Origin of the sequence: Dactylosporangium salmoneum (assembly GCF_039532525.1) — a bacterium.
Lineage (GTDB): Bacteria > Actinomycetota > Actinomycetes > Mycobacteriales > Micromonosporaceae > Dactylosporangium > Dactylosporangium salmoneum.
Genome location: NZ_BAAARV010000024.1, coordinates 128926 through 149084, shown reverse-complemented (window position 1 = coordinate 149084; position 20159 = coordinate 128926). Strand labels below are relative to the sequence as shown.

15 protein-coding genes are annotated in these 20159 nt (G+C 70.4%); 6 read left to right on the top strand and 9 right to left on the bottom strand.

The annotated features are described in order from the left end of the window. Nucleotides 1-317: 317 nt before the first annotated feature. Nucleotides 318-896, bottom strand: a complete 579-nt coding sequence (locus ABD352_RS15420) for a hypothetical protein (protein WP_344613037.1) — start codon at nucleotides 894-896, stop codon at nucleotides 318-320. A 330-nt stretch (nucleotides 897-1226) separates the two neighbouring features. Between ABD352_RS15420 and ABD352_RS15415 the strand changes: the two genes are divergently transcribed. The 4 genes from ABD352_RS15415 (at nucleotide 1227) to ABD352_RS15400 (ending at nucleotide 6958) form a co-directional block, all read left to right on the top strand. Then, entirely contained in the window at nucleotides 1227-4046 is a 2820-nt protein-coding gene (locus tag ABD352_RS15415; protein ID WP_344613036.1) for an AfsR/SARP family transcriptional regulator, read from the top strand. 113 nt (nucleotides 4047-4159) lie between these two features. Next, nucleotides 4160-5008, top strand: a complete 849-nt coding sequence (locus tag ABD352_RS15410; RefSeq protein ID WP_344613035.1) for a hypothetical protein — start codon at nucleotides 4160-4162, stop codon at nucleotides 5006-5008. A 317-nt stretch (nucleotides 5009-5325) separates the two neighbouring features. After that, on the top strand, nucleotides 5326-6171 hold the full coding sequence (locus tag ABD352_RS15405; RefSeq protein WP_344613034.1) for an NAD(P)-dependent oxidoreductase: 846 nt from the start codon (nucleotides 5326-5328) through the stop codon (nucleotides 6169-6171). A 265-nt stretch (nucleotides 6172-6436) separates the two neighbouring features. Further along, nucleotides 6437-6958 carry a hypothetical protein gene (locus ABD352_RS15400; RefSeq protein ID WP_344613033.1) on the top strand — a complete coding sequence of 174 codons (522 nt, stop codon included), beginning with the start codon at nucleotides 6437-6439 and terminating at the stop codon, nucleotides 6956-6958. Here the strand turns inward: ABD352_RS15400 and ABD352_RS15395 are convergent. From ABD352_RS15395 to ABD352_RS15380, 4 genes are all read right to left on the bottom strand, one after another. After that, nucleotides 6878-8683, bottom strand: a complete 1806-nt coding sequence (locus ABD352_RS15395; RefSeq protein WP_344613032.1) for a sensor histidine kinase — start codon at nucleotides 8681-8683, stop codon at nucleotides 6878-6880. The two genes, ABD352_RS15400 and ABD352_RS15395, sit on opposite strands and share 81 nt — an antisense overlap. A 240-nt stretch (nucleotides 8684-8923) precedes the next feature. Then, entirely contained in the window at nucleotides 8924-9460 is a 537-nt protein-coding gene (locus ABD352_RS15390; RefSeq protein ID WP_344613108.1) for a histidine kinase, read from the bottom strand. A gap of 36 nt (nucleotides 9461-9496) precedes the next feature. After that, a complete protein-coding gene (locus tag ABD352_RS15385) occupies nucleotides 9497-10798 on the bottom strand; it encodes an amidohydrolase family protein (protein ID WP_344613031.1) in 1302 nt (433 codons plus the stop codon). Further along, nucleotides 10795-12000, bottom strand: a complete 1206-nt coding sequence (locus ABD352_RS15380) for a trans-sulfuration enzyme family protein (protein WP_344613030.1) — start codon at nucleotides 11998-12000, stop codon at nucleotides 10795-10797. Before ABD352_RS15380 ends, ABD352_RS15385 begins: the two co-directional genes overlap by 4 nt. Nucleotides 12001-12153: 153 nt before the next feature. On the opposite strand from ABD352_RS15380, the gene ABD352_RS15375 reads away from it, so the two are divergent. Then, nucleotides 12154-12597 (top strand): Lrp/AsnC family transcriptional regulator, encoded by a 444-nt coding sequence (locus ABD352_RS15375; RefSeq protein WP_344613029.1) that lies wholly within the window; start codon nucleotides 12154-12156, stop codon nucleotides 12595-12597. On the opposite strand, the gene ABD352_RS15370 is transcribed toward ABD352_RS15375, so the two are convergent. Then, nucleotides 12558-13043, bottom strand: a complete 486-nt coding sequence (locus tag ABD352_RS15370) for a hypothetical protein (RefSeq protein WP_344613028.1) — start codon at nucleotides 13041-13043, stop codon at nucleotides 12558-12560. The genes ABD352_RS15375 and ABD352_RS15370 overlap by 40 nt on opposite strands. Here ABD352_RS15370 and ABD352_RS15365 point away from each other — a divergent pair. Beyond that, nucleotides 13042-13269, top strand: a complete 228-nt coding sequence (locus tag ABD352_RS15365) for a hypothetical protein (protein WP_344613027.1) — start codon at nucleotides 13042-13044, stop codon at nucleotides 13267-13269. The genes ABD352_RS15370 and ABD352_RS15365 overlap by 2 nt on opposite strands. Nucleotides 13270-13400: 131 nt before the next feature. Here the strand turns inward: ABD352_RS15365 and ABD352_RS15360 are convergent, their stop codons facing one another. The 3 genes from ABD352_RS15360 to ABD352_RS15350 all read right to left on the bottom strand — a co-directional run bounded on the left by ABD352_RS15360 (nucleotide 13401) and on the right by ABD352_RS15350 (nucleotide 19888). Then, complete coding sequence (locus tag ABD352_RS15360) at nucleotides 13401-14270, bottom strand: AraC family transcriptional regulator (RefSeq protein ID WP_344613026.1); 870 nt, start codon at nucleotides 14268-14270, stop codon at nucleotides 13401-13403. A 270-nt stretch (nucleotides 14271-14540) separates the two neighbouring features. Then, the gene (locus ABD352_RS15355; protein ID WP_486303852.1) at nucleotides 14541-16025 is read right to left on the bottom strand and encodes a GTPase domain-containing protein; all 1485 of its coding nucleotides are present in this window, start codon (nucleotides 16023-16025) and stop codon (nucleotides 14541-14543) included. Between the two features lie 110 nt (nucleotides 16026-16135). Then, a complete protein-coding gene (locus tag ABD352_RS15350) occupies nucleotides 16136-19888 on the bottom strand; it encodes a GTPase (protein ID WP_344613024.1) in 3753 nt (1250 codons plus the stop codon). Nucleotides 19889-20159 lie beyond the last annotated feature (271 nt).

Genomic DNA, 20159 nt, shown 5'->3' with positions numbered 1-20159 from the left:
TCCGTGCGACGAGGCCTCAGGCGGCTCCGCGACCACATCGCTCGAACGGGGCGTTCCTGCGCATCACAAGGTGACGTGAGAAGCGCGTCCAAACAACTGCGGACGCTTTGACTCTCGACTATGAACCCGCCTGCCCCGTCCCGGTAGAGATGTGTCGCCGACGCGACACGCCCCTTCCCCGGCGGCCACGGCAGCACCGTGACCGCCGGGGCGCGGTATTGAGTCATTTACCTCTATTCACACCAATTACGGCATGCTCGCCACCGCATCCGTCCATCGCATCTCCCGAGATCCGATCACTCACCGGGCATTCGGACTCACTCGTCCAGGACCTGCCATACCTTGGGGATCCAGACCCAGTGCCCGTTGACGTTGACCAGTCCTTCGAAGGCGAGCCCGAGGTCGTCGCCCGGCTCGGTGTACTTCCACCGGTACACGGTGAGGCCGGGCTTCAGGTGCGGGCCGATCTGCTGGTAGCCGGCGGGGAAGTTCGCCTCGACGTCCGGCGACCAGGCCCGGATCTCCTCGGTGGTGGCCTTGAAGACCTTCAGGTCGGTCTGTTCCGGTTTCGCGGCGATCTTGACCGCGCTGCCGTTCCACAGCTTCGCCTTGTAGTACCGCTCGGCCTTGGCCGCGACGTCGCCCTCGAACACGGCTTGGTAGTCCTGGGTCGTCGGCTCCAGGTGCTGCACGAGCGTGGGATCGTTGCCTGTCCCCAACGCCTCCATCAGCGCTTTGGCGCCTTCGTCGGTGCCCGGGTACGTGCTGCCGGCCGCGCTCTGCGCGGTCGCCGGTGTGTCCTGCGCCGCTGCCCCGCAGCCGGCAAGGGTGGCGCCCAGGAGCGCGACCAGCAGCGCCCAATGTGTCAAGCGCTTCGCCCTCGCGGGTACGCGCATGCTCATCCTCCGATCACCAGATCCTGCCCGCGAGGTGCGGGCAGGCGAACCGGCCCGTTCCGGGCCATGCCGATCAAGGATCGGCAGACGGGTTCAGAACAACATCAGCGTTCGTTCAAAGCCGCTCTCGACCGGACCTCGCCGGCCCGGCACACCTCGTCCAGCCGCGGAGCACGGCGCGGTGGACCACGACCTGGGGGCCTCCTGTCGCCGGGCCGAGGCGTCGCACCCGCGTGCTCGCAGCGGCCTCGCGACGGCCGGCGTCCGGGTTGCGACGGCGAGATAGCGTCGGGCGGCGTTAGCCAACCTCACGACGCGGGACGGGTGATCATGCGTTCGCGGCCCATCGAGCCACCGCTCGAACCGGTGCGGGTGTGTCTCCTCGGCGCCGTGTCGGCGCACACACCGCAGGGCCCGCTGCACCTCGGTCCTCGCCAGCAGCGACTGCTGCTGGCGATCCTGGCCTTGGAGGCGAACCGGCAGGTTTCGGTCGATCGGATCGTCGACCTGATGTGGCCGGCGGCGCCTCCGCGTACCGCCCGGCACGCGGTGCGGGTGTGCGCGTCGGGGCTGCGTACCGCGTTCGCGCCCGTGCGCGCCGCCGACGCCGCGATCATCGGCGTCGGCGGCGGCTACGCGCTGCGGATCGACCCGATGGCGGTCGACGCGCAGTGCTTCCGCGCGCTGCTCGGCGAGGCCGACACGGAGACCTCGGACCAGCGGCGCCTGACCTTGCTGGACCAGGCCCTCGCGCTGTGGCCCGGCACCACCCCGCTGGCGGACGCCGCACCACCGGACGTACGCGACCGGCTCAGCGCGGGGCTCACCGAGGCCCGCCTCCGAGCCGTGGAGGACCGCTTCGACATCCGGCTGCGGTTCGGACAGCACGCCCGGCTGCTGGACGAGCTCGCCGATGCGTGCGCGTCGCACCCGGCACGCGAGCGGCTCGCCGGACAGCTCATGCTGGCGATGTACCGGTGCGGGCGCGGCGCCGAGGGCCTCGCCGTCTACCACCGGCTGCGCGACCACCTCGCCGAACAGTTCGGCCTGGACCCCGGGCCGGCGCTGCGCGGGCTCGAGCGGCAGATCCTGCAGCAGGACCCGGCGCTGGAGCGGCACCCGGGTCCTCGTCGCCGGCCCGTGCCGGCGCAGTTGCCGGCGATGGCGGGTCTCGTCGGACGCGAACCCGAGCTGGCCCAGCTCGACGCGCTCGCACGTGCCACGCAACGGGATGCTCCGGGCACCTCGATCGCGGTGATCACCGGCACCGCCGGCGTGGGAAAGACCGCCCTGGCCGTACGGTGGGGACACACCGCCGCTGCGCGTTTCCCGGACGGGCAGCTCCATGTCAACCTGCGCGGCTTCGACCCGTCGGGTGCCGCGCTCGATCCGGCCGCGGTGCTGCGCGCGTTCCTCAACGCGCTCGGTGTTCCGGCGCAGCAGATCCCCTCCGACCCGGATGAACGCGCCGCCGTGTACCGCAGCACCATCGCCGACCGGCGGCTGCTGGTCGTGCTGGACAACGCCCGCCACGCGGAACAGGTGCGGCCGCTGCTGCCCGGCGCGCCGAGCTGCCTGACCGTGGTGACCAGCCGGGACCCGTTGCGGTCGCTGGTCGCGATCGAAGGCGCCACCCCGCTGGTCCTGGACCGGCTGACCGCCGAGCAGTCCCGGGAGCTGCTCACGAGCCGCATCGGCGGCCCGCCGCAGGCCACGGAACCCCTGATCGACGAGATCGTCGATCGCTGTGCCCGGCTTCCGCTGGCACTGGCGGTGGCGGCCGCCCGGATCACCACGCGCCGGCACCTGCCGCTGGCAGAGGCCACGGCCGAACTCCGTGACGCCTCCACCGTGCTCGACGCCCTCGACGGCGGCGATCCCGTGACCGACCTGCGGGCGGTGCTGTCCTGGTCCTACCTGGCCCTCGGCCGGGACGCCGCCCGGCTGTTCCGCCTGCTCGCAACGCATCCGGGCGCCGACGTCCAGGAGCCGGCCGCCGCCAGCCTGGCCGGCCTGCCGGCGGCGCACACCCGCTCGCTACTGGCCGAGCTGGCCTCGGCGCACCTCGTCACCGAGCACGCCGCCGGGAGGTACATGCTGCATGACCTGCTCAAGGCCTACGCTGCCGAGCAGTCACAGACGACCGACAGCGCGGAGGACCGCCGAGCGGCGATGCTTCGGCTGGCCGATCACTACCTGCACACCGCGCACCCCGCCGCGCTCCTGCTCGACCCGCTCCAAGTGCCCATCACGCTGCCCGCACGGCGGGACGATGTCGTGGCCGAGCCACCGGGTCAGGTCGACGCCGCGCTCGCATGGTTCCACACCGAACACGAGGCGCTGTCCGCCACCTCCGCCCGCGCGGCGGCACTCGGTCTTGACGAGCACGCATGGCGGCTCGCGTGGACCCTGACACCGTACCTGCTGCGACAGGGCCACTGGCAGGCACTGCGCGCCGCCGGCCAGGTCGCCGCGGACGCGGCCCGGCGACTCGGTGACCGCGGCGCACTGGCCCGCTCGCTGCACAGCATCGGCATGGGCTACGCAAGGTCCGGGCAGCACGGCGAAGCCGGGCCATTGCTGCGTCAGGCGCTCGACCTGTTCACCTCGAGCGGCGACGTCCCCGGACAGACCATCGTCCTCGAGGATCTGGCCTGGGGAGCCGAGGCTGATGGTGACGCGCAGCGCGGCCTCGCCCTCGCCGAACAGGCCCTCGCGATCGCGGAGACCGCCAGCCACACCACCGGCGTGGCCCGGCTGCACAACGCCGTCGGCTGGTTCCACACCCTTCTCGGGCGCCACGCCGACGCCGTCAACCACTGCGAGCAGGCGCTGGCGATGTTCCAGCAGGTCGACGACCCCGCAGCGGTCGCGGCCACGTGGGACACGCTCGGCCACGCGCACCGCCATCTCGGCGACCACGAGCGGGCCGCCCGCTGCTACCGCGACGCCATCGGCTTCTACCAGACCCTCGGCGACCTCTACAACGAGGCGGCGACGCTTGCCGAACTCGGTCACGTGCTGCACGAATCCGGCCGGCCCGACCACGCGCGGCAGGCATGGCGGGAGGCGTACGAACGCTACGAGCAACTCGGCCATCCCGACGCGCGGCAGATCGCGGACCTGCTCCAGCCCGCCGCCGGACACTGACGGGGACTCCCCCATCCTCGACTACGGCTGCACGGCAGGACGACGCTGCGCTCAACGCCGAGTTCGAGCAGCCACCGCGACGGCGCGGACGTTCCGTTCACCGACGAGAAGACGTGGGGGCGACGATGATTGAACGAGCAACCGTCAAGAATCTGGTCACCGGAGCTCGGGTCCAGCTACGCCTGGAGCAGGATCGCGTGCGCGCACTCGAGCTCGTTACGGCCGCGGACGCGATGCTCGCGGACATCGACGCCGACGCGCAGGCGCGCGCCGACATGTACGCGTCCGTGTCGGCGCTGTGGCTGGATCTCGGTGACGAGCGGCGCAGCGAGCAACGGATCGTCCAGGCGATCGAAGCGGAAGCACAGGTCACGCCGGCTCGGCACGTGATCCTGGGCACGCGCAGGCTGTTCTACGCGAAGCTGCTCCACGCGCAGCGGCGGTTCGCCGATGCGGCACGACACGCGAGCGAGGGGCTCGCGATCTACGCGCAGGGCGTGGAGCCGGACTCCCCCGAGCTCGCGCGCCTGAAGGTCCATTTCGCGCCGATCCTGCAGGACGCGCCCGAGCGGTCGTCCGTTGCCGGCGCGCTGCGCGCGATGGGCGAACGCCTGTGCGCGGTGGCGACCGGCAGCGAGGCCGAGATCCGCGGCGCGCTCGGCATCCCGACGACCCCACCGCCGTTGGGCGCGAGCGAGTGCCTGGTCACGGCCGGCGAGCTCTCGCGCGCGAGCCTCGAGCTGCGATTCACGGCCGGCACGCTGACACGGCGCGAGCTCGACGAGACATTCGGACCGGCACACGTGCTGCCACGCACCGGGCCGTTCGCGTCGCACACGCTCGGCTACGCGCTGCGGGTCCCCGGCACGCCGGCTCGCATCAGCCTGTACGCGCTCTTCGCGACGACGCCCGGGCCCGGGACCAGCGCGAAGAGCATACTGCTGCGGATCGATCCCGCGTGAGTGTCGCGCGCCTCCCGGCGCCACGAGGTGCGCTATCTCACCGCATGCATCGCTACGGCTGACCTTGAAGACGTGCTGGCGCTCCGGCACGATCGCGTCGCCACGGCCGGTTCGGTCGCGTCACCGTCCCCGCCTCGCTGCCGCCGGCCTGGACGGCACGGAAGCCACGCGGGCGCAGGCTGGTGCTGACGACGCGACCGTCCCCCACACCGCCCGACTCGATGGGCCGCTCCTCGCCGGGTGAGGGCAATCCCGTACCGGGACGGTTGGCTGGATTCCGGCAACGCTTCAGCCCGCGAGCGAGAACGGGAGGCACCATGGATGTCGCGGTGCTCGGCATGGGGCGGATGGGCCGCGCCATCGCCCGGCGGCTGCTCGCCGGAGGTCACCGGGTGACGGTGTGGAACCGCTCGCCCGGCAAGGCCGGGGAGATCGTGGCCGACGGTGGCCGGGAGGCGCGGGACGTCGGCGACGCGGTCGGTGGGGCCGACGTCGCGATCACGATGCTGACCGACGACGCGGCGGTCCGGGCGGTGGCGCTCGGGGCGCTGCGCTCCACCATCGGCGGTGACACCGTCTACGTCGACGCATCGACCGTGTCGCCGGAGTGCAGCGCGGAGCTCGCCGACGCGTACCGCGGCCGGTTCGTGGCCATGCCCGTCCTCGGCAGCCCGGACGCGGTGACCGCCGGGCAGGCCGTGCTCCTCGCCGGCGGTGACGCCGACGTCGTACGCCGCCTGGAGCCGGTGCTGACGGCCATTTCCGGCTCGGTCCTGCGGTACGATTCCCCGTCCCTTGCCCTGACAGCGAAGCTGGCGAGCAACCTGATGCTGCTGTCGGAGGTGGTCGCCCTGGCCGAGTCGTTCGCCGTGGGCCGCGCCGGGGGCCTGCGCGACGACGAGCTGCGGGAGCTGCTCGCGACCAGCCCGGTGGTGGCCGGGGTGCGGAACCGGTTCGAGGACATCCTGACCGGCCCGCAGGAGAGCTGGTGGAGCACCGCGCTCGGGGCCAAGGACGCCGGCCTGGCCGTCGACATCGCCCGCCGGGCCCGGGTCAGCCTGCCCGCCGCGGGCGCTGTGCTGCACCGGTACGAGGAGGCGGCCTCGGCCGGCCTGCGCGACGCCGACATCGCCGCCGTCGCCGAGCTCTACCGGGTCGGGTGACGCACAGACCCCGGAGGGCGCAGCGCGGCGCGGGAACGCCGGCCTCGCGACCGATCACGCCGCCGGCCGGGACGGTGCGCCCCGTGCCTCCTGGCGGGAGGTCGGCCGCTGCCTGGGACTGTCAGAGCGGACCGTCGTCCGCCGCGCTGTTCCCCTGTATGCCGACGGAACCCTGCGCGCCACCGCCGTGCGCAACCCGGCGTACTTCCCCGGAACAGTTCCCCTCGCTCTGCGCATCCGCTGCCGCCCCAACAGGATTCGTCAGGTGGCCAACGCCCTCACACGCCGCACCGACACCGTTTGGGTCGACATCCTCGGCGGAGGCGACGAGATCTCCGCCGTCTTCTTCCTCGACGGCCCCGACGCCCGCAACACCCTTCTGCTGCGTGACCTGCCCGCGACGGACGCTGTGCGCTCCTGGACCGCGCACACGCTGCTGCGCGTGTTCCCCGCCGTGTTCCGCTGGACCGCCGGCCTGCTCTCGGCCGAGGAGACCGCCCAGCTCTCCCTTGACCCGCCAGCCGCAGCACCCGCGCCGCGGCATGAGGCGGCGCGCTCATCCTCGTTGCGCAAGCCTCCGAGAGCCGGCCGACAGGTGATCCGCTGGGCGAGATCGACGGCAGGGCGTTGCGTGCGGGGCGGGGCCAGGTCGAGGGAACGATGCGGTCGTCAGCCGTCGTCATGGCGGGCGTCGGACTTAGCTTTGCTATGGTCGGTGTCCCTGCAACGGCCGGGCGACGTCGGGATGGGGCTCGGGAAGCTCGATCGGGATATCGGCCTGCAGTAACGTGCCGCTGTCGGTGGGGCTGGTGATGGTCAGGTGTCCGCCGAGCGCTTCGACCCGGTCCAGCAGGGCGGTCAGGCCAGAGCCGCGATGGGGGTCGGCCCCTCCGACACCATCGTCCTGGATGGACAGGCGCAGCGTGCCGTCCCGCATTGTCGCCTCCACCTGGACGACGGAGGCGTGGGCGTATTCGGCCGTGTTGGTCAGCGCTTCGGACACGACGTGATACGCGGCCACCTCAATGACCGGAGGCATGCGCTGCTCGGCATGGATGTCGAGTTCGACCGGTACCGGTGATTTGCGGGCGAGTGACTTGATCGCGGGTTGCAGCCCGCCATCTGCGAGCAGTGTCGGATGGATGCCCCGCGAGATCTCTCGCATGTTGTCCACGACGCTGTTCAGGCCGTACACGGCGTTCGACAGCTCCGCCTTGGTCCGGTCCAGTTCGGGCGACAGACTGGCTTGCACGAGACCCAGCTGCAGCCCGATGCCGATGAGTTGCTGCAGCGCATTGTCGTGCAGCTCGCGCTCGATCCGCTGACGGGCCTGGTCCGTGGCGGCGACGAGCCGGGCGCGGGATGCGGCGAGTTCGGCTCGGCTGTCGGCGTTGGCGACTGCGGTGGCGGCGAGGTCCACGAAGTTCGCGAAACGCGCCTCGATATCGGGTGGCAGCGGACCGGGCTGATCCGACGCTAGGGTCGCCGCGCCCCACAGCTGCCCTTCGATGGCGATCGGGACCACGACCGCGGAGCGGATGCCTAGCTGGTGTGCGAGCGCGGCGGCGGGACCGGTGGCGCCTTCCAAGCTGTCCATCCGGGCGGGCCGGCCCGTGTCCCGCACCACCGCCAAAAGGTTCTGGCCCTCCGCCGACCATTGCAGCTGCTCCGGGGTGGGACCGGAGAGGGTGGTCGACAGGACGCTGACCATGTTGTCGGGTTCGTAGCGCAGCAGCGACGTGGAGTACTGACCCTGCAGAGTGCCGTCAGCCAAAAGCCCGTGCAGCTCCGTGGTGATTGCGTCGAAGACCTCGGGTGGAGGGCCACCTCTCGCCATGAGCGTCGCCACCCGCCTCAAGGCTGCTTGTTCGGTGGCGAGCCAACCCAGCGACTCCACCATTGCCGCGCGTTCGTACCCGGCCTCCAGCAGCGATGCCAGCGACGGCACGACGCGCTCCCGCAGACGCCGCACCGTCGGCTCGGGCGCCCCGCTAGGCACCCGCAGGGTGCCCAGCGAGGTGGCGCCGGCATGCAACGGAAACGCCCACTGCCGGTCATCGTCGGAAGCGACGGCGTGATCGATCGCGACGTCCGGAAGTTCGAGCGCGTCTGCGATGCGCTGCGCGACCTCGGGCAGTACCTGGGCAGGATCGTCCGCGTGCAGCAGCAGCCTGGCCATGTCGGCGGTGAGGTCGGACTCCTCCGCCCGCACGATGCGCAGCCGAAACACGTTCGCCGCGACGCTCGTGGCCACCGCGACGACGAGGAAGACCCCCACCTCGAACAGTTCCCGCACATCCGAGACGGCGAGCTTGCCGAAGGGCGCGATGTGAAAGATGGCGAACGCCAGGGTGCTCGCCACTGATGTGGCGATGCCCAGCCGCGTCCCCCACACCACTGAGACGACCAGCACGCCGATGATGTAGATCATGCCCGGGGACAACGGCTGCACGATCGATCGCAGCGGGTAGAGCAAAATGGTCTCCACCACGATCATCAAGATCGCGACCATGATTCCGACCCTCCGGGAAGGAGGGATCAGTCGCACCAGTCGCGACCGCGAACCGACGTGCACCAGGCCACTATAGTCCGATTTTCCCGGTTTCGGCCCCGTCTGTCGAGGGCTGCAGCGGCCAGGGGACCGAGCCGCACGAAGTGGTCGAATGTACCGAAAATGTGCGGACGGTATCGATGCTCAAGCGCGGAACGCAGCTCAGCGGGCTCGTTGTGACCGTTCGGCGGCGCGTCGGCATCATTGACTCTGGCGAGAGCTCCACGGACCGGAAGCGGTGCTGCGACACGGGTCGGACAGGCGATCGAACCAGCCCATGGCCTTGCCGCAGGCTGCCGACCGGGTCGGAATGCGGGGCGCAACAAGGTGGACGGCGCACGGCCGTGCTGCCCCAGCAAAGGGGAACGGCCGGACGAGCGGGACCCGCTCGACACGCCGCCACATAGCAGGCGGCGACCTCGACCGATCCGGCAGGCGGCCGTCCTCCTGTACGTCGAGCTCCACCAGGACGGCGCAGCGGCGGGCCAGCGTGCGCAGCGCGGGTCGCAGGCCACCCCCTGTGAGGATCGCCGGGGGCACGCCGCGGGAGAGCTCGCGCACGTCGTCGACCGTGCCGTCCAACCTGGCCACGACGGCGGACAGGTGCTGCCGAAGCTGCGTCAGCTCCGGCGGCACGTCCGCCTCGGCCCGGCGGATGTGCAACGCGAGCGAGACGAATCGCTGCTGCACGCCGTCGTGCAGGTCGCGCCCATGGACCTCTCCTATTAGGAACTCCAAGGCCGGGCGGCGACGGCCGGGCAAGCAGCGGGATGGTCAAACCGATGCCGACCGGGGACGCCACGTGCCGTCGAGCGGAATGCCGGCGGCCGCCGCGATCCGGTTGCGCGACTCCAGCAGGCGGGTCCGCAGCGCCGGCAGATCCACGTCCACCAGGACGCCGTCGCGTTTGACCACGCGGCCGGCGACGAGCACCGTGTCGACCAGGCCGGGATGGCCGGCGGCAACGATCGTGCCGGCCGGATTGTTGGCCGGGAACACGGTCAGGTCGTCGGCGCGCAGCAGGATCAGGTCGGCGTCCTTACCGGGCGTGATGCTGCCCGTTCGGGCGGCAAGCCCGCACGCCCGGGCGCCGTCGACGGTGGCGAACTCCAGCACGTCCCGGGAGCGCAGGCCGCCATCCAGGCCGCGCTGGACCACGTAGGCGGTGCGCATGGTGGCGAACATGTCGCCGCCGGCCGACGGGCAGTCGTCGGTGGACAGCGTCGGGCGCAGGCCGGCGGCCAGCATCCGGCCGGTCTCCGGCCAGCCGATGCCCATTTTCAGCTCGACGTCCGGACTGATCGACACCGAACTGCCTGCGTCAGCGACCATCCGTAGCTGCTCGTCGCTGATCCCGTTGGCGTGCACGAAGGTCGTGGTGTCGAGCAGCAGGCCGTTGTCACGCAGTTCGGCGATCGGGCGGCCGCCGGCCCCGCCGGATTCGATGTGCACGCTGGTCCGCAGCCCGAGTTCGGCCGCAAGGCTCAGGTCGTCGGAGACGATGTCCATTGTGGTCATTTCCGGCCCGCGTAGCCCGAGCGCCATGGTGAGCAGGCCGTCTCCGGAAAGTGTCGAGCGGACGCGCCGGATCTCGGCATCGATCGGGTCGGTGGTGCGAAACCCCGCGCCGTAGCAGAAGATCGACCGTCCCGGCGCGTCCCGCAGCGCCGCGACGGCGGCGTCGGCGTGCGCGGGGCTTTGTCCGCAGTGGAACCAGTCCAGCATCGTGGTGACGCCCGAGTGCAGGGCCTCCAGCCGGCCGAGCAGGTTGCCCAGGTAGACGTCTTCGGGCCGGTAGTGGGGCTTCAACGCGCCGTGTACTGCCGTCAGGTACTCGGCGAATGTCCAGTCCGCGCCGAGGCCCCGGAACGCCGTCTGCCAGGTGTGCCGGTGGGTGTCGACGAAGCCGGGCAGCACGATCCGGTCCGTCGCGTCGATCACCTCGGCGTCAGGGACCTCGATCCGCTCGGCCACCTCGACGATCACGCCGTCTTCGAGGAGTACGTCGCCGCGGTCGAGATCACCGACGGCCGGGTCCATGCTGACCACCGTGCCGCCCTGCAGCAGGGTCCTCATCGGGTGAGCTCCTGCACCGTCGCCGGGATCGCGCCGGCCACCGCGTCGGCCGCGGCGAGCACGTCGGCGACCAGGTCGGCCGTGTCCTCCGTGCCCGCGGCCAACCGGACCAGGCCCAGCGCAACCCCCGAGGCGGCAAGCTGTTCCTCGCTGAGCATCCCGCGCCACATGGAGGCCGGGTGCACGGCGAGTGATTCCACGCCGCCGAGGCTGGCCGACCGACGGGCGTAGCGCAGCCCGCCGAGGAAGGCGTCGGCCGCCTCGAAACCGCCGGCGAGCTCGATCCCCAGCACCCCGCCGAAACCGCTCATCTGGCGGGCCGCCAACGCGTGCTGCGGGTGGGTCGCCAGGCCGGGGTAGTGCACCCGGGCCACGGCCGGGTGGTCGTGCAGTGCCTCGGCCAGGGCCTGGCCGTTGGCGTTGTGCCGGGCCATCCGCAGCGGCAGGGTGCGCAGGCCGCGCAGCAGCAACCACGCATCGAACGGGCCGAGCACGGCACCGGTGAGCACGGCGACGTCCCAGATCCGGTCCAGGATCTGCGCCGGCCCGGCCAGCACCCCGGCGGACACATCGGAGTGGCCGTTGAGGTATTTGGTCGCGCTGTGCCAGACCAGATCGATGCCGAAGTCTGCCGGTCGCTGGTTGATCGCAGTGGCGAAGGTGTTGTCCGCCATCGTCAGCACGTCGTGGGCGCGGGCCAGGTCGGCGACGGCGCGCAGGTCGGTGAGCTGCAGCAGCGGATTGCTCGGCGACTCCACCAGGATCAGGCGGGTCCGCGGGGTCAGCGCCCGTTCGAACGCCTCGAGGTCGGTCTGGTCCACCTGGGTGATCGACACGCCCAGCCGCGGCAGCAGGTTCAGCAGCACGGACGCCGTGCCGCCGTAGGTGGACAGCTGGCCGATCACGTGGTCACCGGCGGACACCAGGCCCAGCACGGCGGCGGTGAGGGCGGCCATCCCGGACGCGGTGACCATTGCCGCCTCGGTGTGCTCCAGTTCCGCGACCACGGCCGCGACCTGCGCGTGGTTCGGGTTGCCGTAGCGGGTGTAGAAGCTCTGGCCCCGCCGGTGGACGGCGGCCTGTGCGAACTGCTCCGCGTCCTCGGCCCAGAACGTCGCCGTCTGGTAGATGGGCGGCGCAACGGCGTGGCTGGGCTGGACGTCGCGGTCGGCGTGAATGGCGACCGTGCTGCTGCCCGACATGGTTCCCCCTCCGTGGACCGTCGGATGTGACGCCATGGAGCATGACCGGCCGGAACGCCGACGCGAACGAATCCGGGCAACTTTGGCAGCAAATTGCGCCAAGTTGAGGCATGCAATTGTGCTAGCTGCAGTAGTACGGCAATAATCTGCCGCATGGACGAGGTTGACCGGTCGATTCTGGCCGTGCTGGAACAGCATGGCCGGATCAGCAACGCCGAACTCGCCGAGCGGGTCGGCCTGTCGCCGTCGCCCTGCCTGCGGCGCGTGCGCCGACTGGAGGAGACCGGGGCGATCCGCGGCTACCGGGCGTTGATCGATCCCGCCGCGGTCGGCCGCGGCCTGCGGGTGTTCGCCGGTGTCCGGCTGGTGCGGCACGCCCGCGCCGATGTGGTCGCGTTCGAGCGTGCGGTCATCCGGCTGCCCGAAGTGGTGCACAGCCACCACGTCACCGGCAACTTCGACTACCTGCTCCAGGTCGAAGTCGCCGACCTGCCCGCCTACGAGGACTTCCACGCCAACCGGTTGGCCGGCCTGCCCGGCGTGGCCATGGTGACCAGCTACGTCACGATGAAGACGCTCTCTCCCGGCACCGCGTGATCGGCTGAGCACGCCGGCTTGCCGGGCTGCCCAGCGGTGGCGCGGTGGGCCGGCCGCGGGAACCACGGCCGGCACCACGCAGGCGGGTCAGCCGGCGCGACTACTGGGTGCTGCTCGCGGTAGCGGTCACGATGACCGCGGCGGCCGGATCGCTGTTCCCGCAGGCGTTCGCGTATGCGCGGGAGGTGCTGACGCTCGGCGTCCAGGTCATGCCGCTGTTCGTCACCAACGAGCTGAGCGCGCCGATCAGCGACTCCGGACTGATCCTCGGGCTGTGCGCCCTGCTCGAAATCCCGCTGATGCTCGGCATGGGCGCGCTGACGACGCGGCTGCCCGTCCGCGTGCTGGCCCTCGCCGGGGCCGGCGTCGGCATCGCCCACTACGGCCTGGCCACCGTCGCCCACACGGTTCATCGCCGCGGTGTCCGGCCTCGGCATCTCGTACATGCAAGACCTGCTCCCGCACGCCCCCGGCCGCGCGACCACCCTGTTCTCCAACACGTTCCCGGCCGGGCAGTTGATGGCAGGGCCGCTGCTCGGGCTGGCGCAGCAGTTCAGCTATCGGTTGGCGTTCGGCATCGGCGCGGCCATGTGCACCACGGGGCTGCTGATACTGCTGCTGCTGCGGCCGAAGGTACGCGCTGCGGCGGTTCCCGCCGCCGTGGCCGCCTGACGGCCGGGCCGCGGTCTTACCGCAACGCAACACGAAGCCGATATGCGGGTGTCCACGTTGCGGTACCAGCCCGGCAGCGGGACGGCGGCCGGGCCGGATCCTCGATGTTGTCCAGATCCGCGCAGGGTCCGTCACGTCGGTTCGACGGGCAGCCACAGTTCGCAGGTCGCGGTGCTGAAGTCGTCCGCGCGTTCCAGGACCGCCACGATCGAGGGGCCTGGCCGCAGACGCCACGGGTTGGAGGGGAACCACTCGGTGGCGGTCGCGGCCCAGGTCTCCTGCAGAGCCTGCGGGTAGGACCCGGCGGTGCGGAAGACCGCCCACATGCCGGCCGGTACGTCGATGGCGTGGAGGTCGTCGGGGGCCGGCGTGTCCAGGGAGACAGCGACCCCGTGCAGGTAGGTGAGCGGGCTACCCTCGGTGGCGTCGGGGTCGAGGTCGTCGCTGACCTGCAGCAGGCCCGCCGGCTCGGTGTCGCTGAGGGTCTTCAGCCGGAGATGCTCCTCCTGCGGCAGTGCGGTGACGAGATGCTGGATGTGCGGGTTGATGCCGTGGTGGATCAGCGGAACCCGGGCTGCGTGACCGACGAGCCGGAACGCGGGGCGCTCGACGATGCGGGTGTCCATGGGGATGCTCCCTTCGACGGTCAGGCGGAACCTGACCTGCGGTTGTGTGCGAAGAGGGCCTCCGTCACGGCGTACGTCACCAGGGCTGGCGCCGTGGACCGCGCGGAACGCACGTCCGAACGCCTCGGTCGAGCCGTATCCGTGCCGGACGGCGATGCTCAGCAGGTCGTCCTCACCCCGCACGACGGCGGCAGCCGCGACGGTCATGCGCCGCCGGCGCACGTACTCCGACAACGGCATGCCGGCCAACGACGAGAACATTCGGCGCAGGTGGTACTCGGTCGTGCCGAGCGCCCTGGCCAATCCGCTGACGTCGAACTCCTCGGTGAGATGCTCCTCGACAAAGTCGACAAGCCGGTTGAGTGCCGAGATCACGAGGCCCTCCTTTCAACGTCGATCCTGGCCGGAGGGACCCCGCCCGCGCCCGATCGTTGCGGCCCGATCCGATCACTGCCTGGACCCGCCGCGGCGCTACTGCACGCAAGCCGCGATGCGAGCGGTTCACTCCTCGTCGCTGTCGTAGATGTCCGGCATCAGCTGGGTCGCTGACACCTTCCAGCAGCTGACAAGCGCGCGAGCCGGGGCCGCCGAAGACCGCCGCTGGGCGCTGCACGCCCAAGGCTCGGCAGGTACGGGCCCACTCGCTTACGCCTCTGTCTCGAGCCGCGGCTGGGTACCCGCGCGAGCGAGGCCCTCGCCTTCCGCAACGGCTCCTTGCAGCTGTTCGACGAGTCGGCGCAGGCTCGCATCAAGGTCGACCTGGTCGCTCGTCTGCGCGACGATCTCGTCGTGTACGTCGTCGACGAACGGCTGCCAGGTGTCGCGAGCGCGCTGCGTGCACTCGGCGACGATCTGTTGCCGCTGCTCGGCCGCCGCCTTGTCCTGGTTCAGGCGCGCGCGATCCGCTCTGTGCTCGTCGATGAGCTTCGCCAGGTAGACGGCGAGGGGAAGCGCGGCTTCGGCGGTGCCGAGGTGCGGTCCCAGCTTCCCGGCTACCTTCGCCGGCTTCGCCTTCTTGCCGATATCGGATGCGTTGTTCATGGTCTTCAGCACACCGAGCAGCATGGTCCCGACGTTGTTGGTGTGTTCTGCGATCCGGCCGGTCCCTTCCGGGGCGGTGGAGGGATTTTCCCCGGACTCGAGTGTCGCGATCAGCGAGGCGAAGCCGGCCCAGGACGGCCGGGCGCGCTCTCGCTCCTTGGTCTTGCGGATCGACTGCCGCAGCCGCTCGAGACGGACCTCGTGCCTGGTGAACCATTCGTCGAGCGTGCGCTGGAGCTCATCGGTGCCGGAGCCCGGGTCCCACGACCGCCGCATCACTTCCTCGACGAGACCGTCGAGGCCGGCCCGGGCTGCCTGGTCGAGCGTGTCGAGCTCACGCTGCCACTGGTCGCGGCGGGCGACGCCGTCGGCCGCTACCTCGGCTTGTGCCGTGTAGTCCGCCAGTTGCCTGCGCAGTTCGGTCACGGTCTCGTCGAGGACAGCCGTCCAGTACCGTTGCCCGGCCGCATGCCGCCATCCGGGCAGTGCCGACGGGGACACCGCCCCGAGCGCATCCGTGAGGTCCTGCATGCCGTCCCAGCCACGGAACTCGTCCCAGGTCTCCCGGCCGAGATCGGTGGCCGGCCCGGCCGTCTGGAACGGGTCCTGCGAGACGACGAAGACCGGCGCCCGGTCGTCCAGGCCGAACAGGTCCCGCAGCTCGCGAACCTTGCGATCGCCCAGTTCCCGGTACCCCGCGAGGTCGTATTCCGGGTCTCTGCCCGCCTCGTCGAACCGCGAGATGACGAACCACATCGTCCCGGCCGGCCAGCCCTGCGTGAACAGTTTCTGCAGCACGTCGCGTTCGGCGGTCACCAGCTGCGGCGTCAGTACCGCGATGCCGACATCCGTGAGCCCGACCGCCGCCATCGCGCGGCGCGAGTTGTTCTGTGCACGGATGTCGGACGCGCCGACCTCGAATCCGGGGGTGTCACGGATGATGCACCCACCGACCTCGATGTCATTGACCTCGAAGGTCTCGTGGCGCGCGCTGATCGTGAGCCAGGCGGGAACGGCGCTGCCCGAGTCGATGAGCAACCGGCGGAGCAGGGAGCTCTTGCCGGTGTCGTAGGAGCCGAACAGGGTCACGACCGGTCTGTCCAGCTTCTGGAAAGCATCCCAGTGGTCGACGTACTGCCCGGTCGATTCGCCGGGAAGCCGCCCCAGCCAGCCTCGTACCGCATCGATGTCAACCACGGTTATGCGTTCCTCTCCGGCGTACCGATCAATGCTTCCGCGGCCGCGATCAAGGCTCCGGCCGCCTCGGCCCGCACCTTCGCCGAGTCCATCCGTTCGTTGACCGACGATTCGAGATCGAGGTATTCGTCGAGCAGCGCTTCGAGCTCCTTGGTCCGCTGCTCGAGGTATCCGACAGGGCCTTCCCCCTGCTCGCCGCGCATGATCTGGTCGACGATCCGCGCAGCCGCTTCGTCGATCTTCTGCGACGCCGATTCCTGCTGCTGCTTGTGTTTCCCGGCCTTCTGGGCGTCAATGGCCATCGACGCGATGTCCGCGACGGAAGCGATGGCCCCGAGGACGACTGCGGCTCGGGCAACGTTGGCGCCGCCCTTCACCGCACCCCACGGCTTGAACTTGTAGCCGACCTGTTTGCCGATCGCGTAGACCGCGTTCCGGTTTCCGAGGGCTTTCGCAAGCGGCGACAGCTTTCCCGCGACGTTGCCGGCGCCCTCGGTCACCTCCTCGTACCAGGCCGTTCCCCGGGCCTTGAACTCTGCCGCGAACTCGGGTGCCACCTGGAACTCGGCAGCGCGCATCTCGCGCCCGATCGCCGGTATGTGGTCACCGTGCCACTCGTCCAGTTTGCGCGCCGCATCGGCAAGGTATCGTTCGAGATCGGCTTCGAACTGCGGGGCCTTCCACCAGGACTCGACGAGGCTCTCCAGCTTCTTGGCGCCCTTCCGATCGAGCTCCGCGACCGCGGATTTCGCCGTCACCGCGTGGCGGTCCACCATCCGGCGGGCATCCTCGCGCAGTGAGCCCTCGACGACCGTGGCGTCGTTCACCGCGGCCCGGAGGCTGGCGATCACCGGTTCCGAGCGGCGCAGCTCCTTCGCGCCGTCGGCCAGCACCTGGTACAGCGTCTGCCGGTGATGCTTCAGGCCGGTGACCGCCGCGTCGAAGGCGGCCGACGACGCCGCATCGGACAGCTGCTCGTCGCAGAGACCTGACAGGGCGCTCGTCAGTGCGGCCATGCCGTCCCACAGTCGATGCTCGTCGAAATCAGCGGGTCCCGCCGTCGCATCGCCGCTCACCAAACCGAACGGATCCCCCGACAAGCAGTGAATCCGCTCGATGTCCACGTCGACGGAACGTGCGGCAAAAGCCGCACGCAGTTCCTCGCGTTTGCGGTTCTGCAGGTTGAGAAAGGTCTCGGGGGCGGTCAGCGGATCCGCGCCCAGCTCGTCGCACCGATTGACGAGAAACACCACCCGCCCGCCTTTGGCGGCGGTCATCTCCGAGCCGCGCAAGAGCTCTTCCAGTACCGAGGTGTTGCCGACCAGCAGATTGATGTGGACGACGACGAACACGAGAGCAGCCTCGGTGATCGTCTCGAACGCGGTGGTGTCGTGCTCGTCGCGTCCACTCTGCAAGCCCGGCGTGTCGACGAGATCGAACCCGGCGAACCGGTAGCGGTTCGCGGTCGTGGTCGCGGGCAGCGCCCGGATGTCGAACCCGTGCGGCTGCCGCCCGCTGTCCACCATGATTCGGCGGATCAGCGACGACTTTCCCGAGTTGTAGTCACCGAGAACGACGAATGCCGGCCGTGCCCCGGCGACGCGCCAGAAGGCTCGTACGACGTCGAACAGCGCCGGGTCGCGCCGGGCCGCATCCTCGAGGTCGTGTCCCCACGATTGGATCTCTGCTGTTGTCGGTGCGGCCCACGCCGCGGCAATGGCGCGCGCCAGCCGCGTGCGGTTCGCCTCCTGGCGACTCGAGTACGCCTCGTGCACCGCATTGTCGATCTGCGCCGGCTGGTGGTCGATGCCGACCTCGAGCCAGTCCTCGCCCAGCAACGCCCGCGTCACCTCGGCCGGGGTTCGCCCCATCCGGCGCTGCGCCCGCAGCAGGACGTCGGTCACCGCGGGTGCGGGCCGGACCGAATCCGCGTAGGTCTGCAGGCTGTCAATCAGCCGCACGATCCGGCTGCGCGCCATGCGAAGCCCGATCGCAGTGCGGAGCGACTCGCCGACCGTGGAAGCCAACGACGTCCACGCGGCTTTCCGGCTGTCGCGGACGAGCGCATCCTCGTGGGCAACGAACGTCTTGTCCACCGCGCGATGACATTCGGCAATGGCGTCAGCCATCGCTTTTCGGGCTTCTTCCGAGTCTTTCCCGGTCTTTTTCTTGCCGAGATGCTGCCCGAGCTGTCCAACGATCCCGACGCCCGCGGCGGTGGCGGCGAGTACCCAACCTGCGGGGTTCCAGAAGAGGGGTACCGCAAGGGCGCCGATACCCACCGCGATACCCGCGCTGCGGACGGCACGACCCGTCATACCGCCGCCCTTGTCGCCGGGGATCGTTGCGGCGTGCGCCATCGCCGGTCCGTCGGCGACGGATGCGTGTTCCACCGCGATCTCGACCTCACGCTGCAGGAACGCCTGGCGGGCCGCCCACACGGCTTCCGCCGCGGCGGACATGGCACCTTGGTCGTACACGGCCGCCACGAACTCCGACTCGCCGAACGCTGTGCGCTCGGCGAATGCCCTTTGGATAGCATCGTCCGCGTTTGCCTTCGCCTCGCGGCGGCATCCCGCAAGGTACGAGGTGGCGAGGTGCCGGACGAAGCGGTCCAGCGACCCGTTGCCCGGCGACGTGTACGGGCCGCCCCGCGCCTGCTCGGAAACGCCGACCAGATCCGCACTGAGCGCCGCGTCGTGCAGCCATTCGGCACGTTCGGCGTCGTCCGGATAGCCCAGCACGGCGAACAGGGACTCGACCTCGCGTTCGAGGGCTTCCGCTTCCCGCTCGATCTCGGCCGCCAGGTCGTCAAGCTCGCCGATCCCTCGGCGGCACCGTGATCGGATGTCCTCGCGCAGCGCGGTCAGCCGCAGATCGGCGCCGCCTTCCGCGATCGAGGTGGCGATGAGGCGCTCCAGCGTCCCGAAGTTCGACCAGCGATCGAGGTAGTCCGTCCCGAACGCCGCCCGTTCGCCGTGGAACTCCTCCGAGGCCGGGCCGCGGAAGGGGATCGCGGCGCGCGCGAACAAGGCCCGTTGGCTTTGGATGGCGACGATCGGGGTGTCGCGCAACCCGATCTGCACGAGCTGGGTCCGAATGTTGTCGGCGTGCTGGCGAACCGTCTCGGACAGATTCCGGCGGCCGGCCTCGCGAACTTTCGCGGGGTGGTACCAGCGCGGGGTGCGGACGTTGAGGACGGCCACCACCGGCTTTCCCCGGTCGCGGACCCAGGTGGCGATCTTCTCGAACTCCATCGCCTGCTGATTGAAGGTGTCGAAGCACAGGAGCACGATGTCGGCGATCTCGACTGCCTCGCGGGCTCTGGCCTCGAGAACGTCGCGGCTCTCGGTCCGTCCCCAGCCGTTGATCCCGGGTGTGTCGAACAGCCGGCAGTCCCGCCACTCGATGTGGCGCGCCTCGGTGGTCCAGTCGCTGGCACCCCACGGTGAGACGTACTCCCCGTCGAGCCGGCCGAACACCGACAGCAGGGTGCTTTTCCCGACGCCGCTGCGCCCGAAGAACGCGATGTTGAACGACCCGAGCGACCCGCGCTCACGATCGAGGTGGCATCGCAGTTCCTCCGGAAACCCCCGAGTGAAGGCGTCCAACCGGGTAATCGACCCGGACGAGGACGGCGCGACGCTCTGCCCTTTCGCAAATGCGCCGACCAGGTCATCAGTGATGTCATCCAGGCGCGCGAGTTCCGCGTGTCCCTGCTCGACGGCCGATCGGACGGCCTCCTCGAGCGACACCAACTCTGTCGTCAACTCGTCATCACTTTCCGTCGGCGGCCCGGTAACTCTGCGGTAGCCCCGCCCGGAACAGTCACAATGATCGTTCCTACTTGACGGTCAAGCCCTCGACAAGACTCCGGAAGGCCATGAACCAGCCCCGGACGTGCCAGCGGTGGCCTCCAGCCTCTCTGCCGAGCCATCACGCAACCCTCGAAAGGCGCGGATCGGCAGTCGACGGTCACCGGTTGTTTACCCGGAGTCGGCGGCGCGAGTCACCCGGGCGTCGACA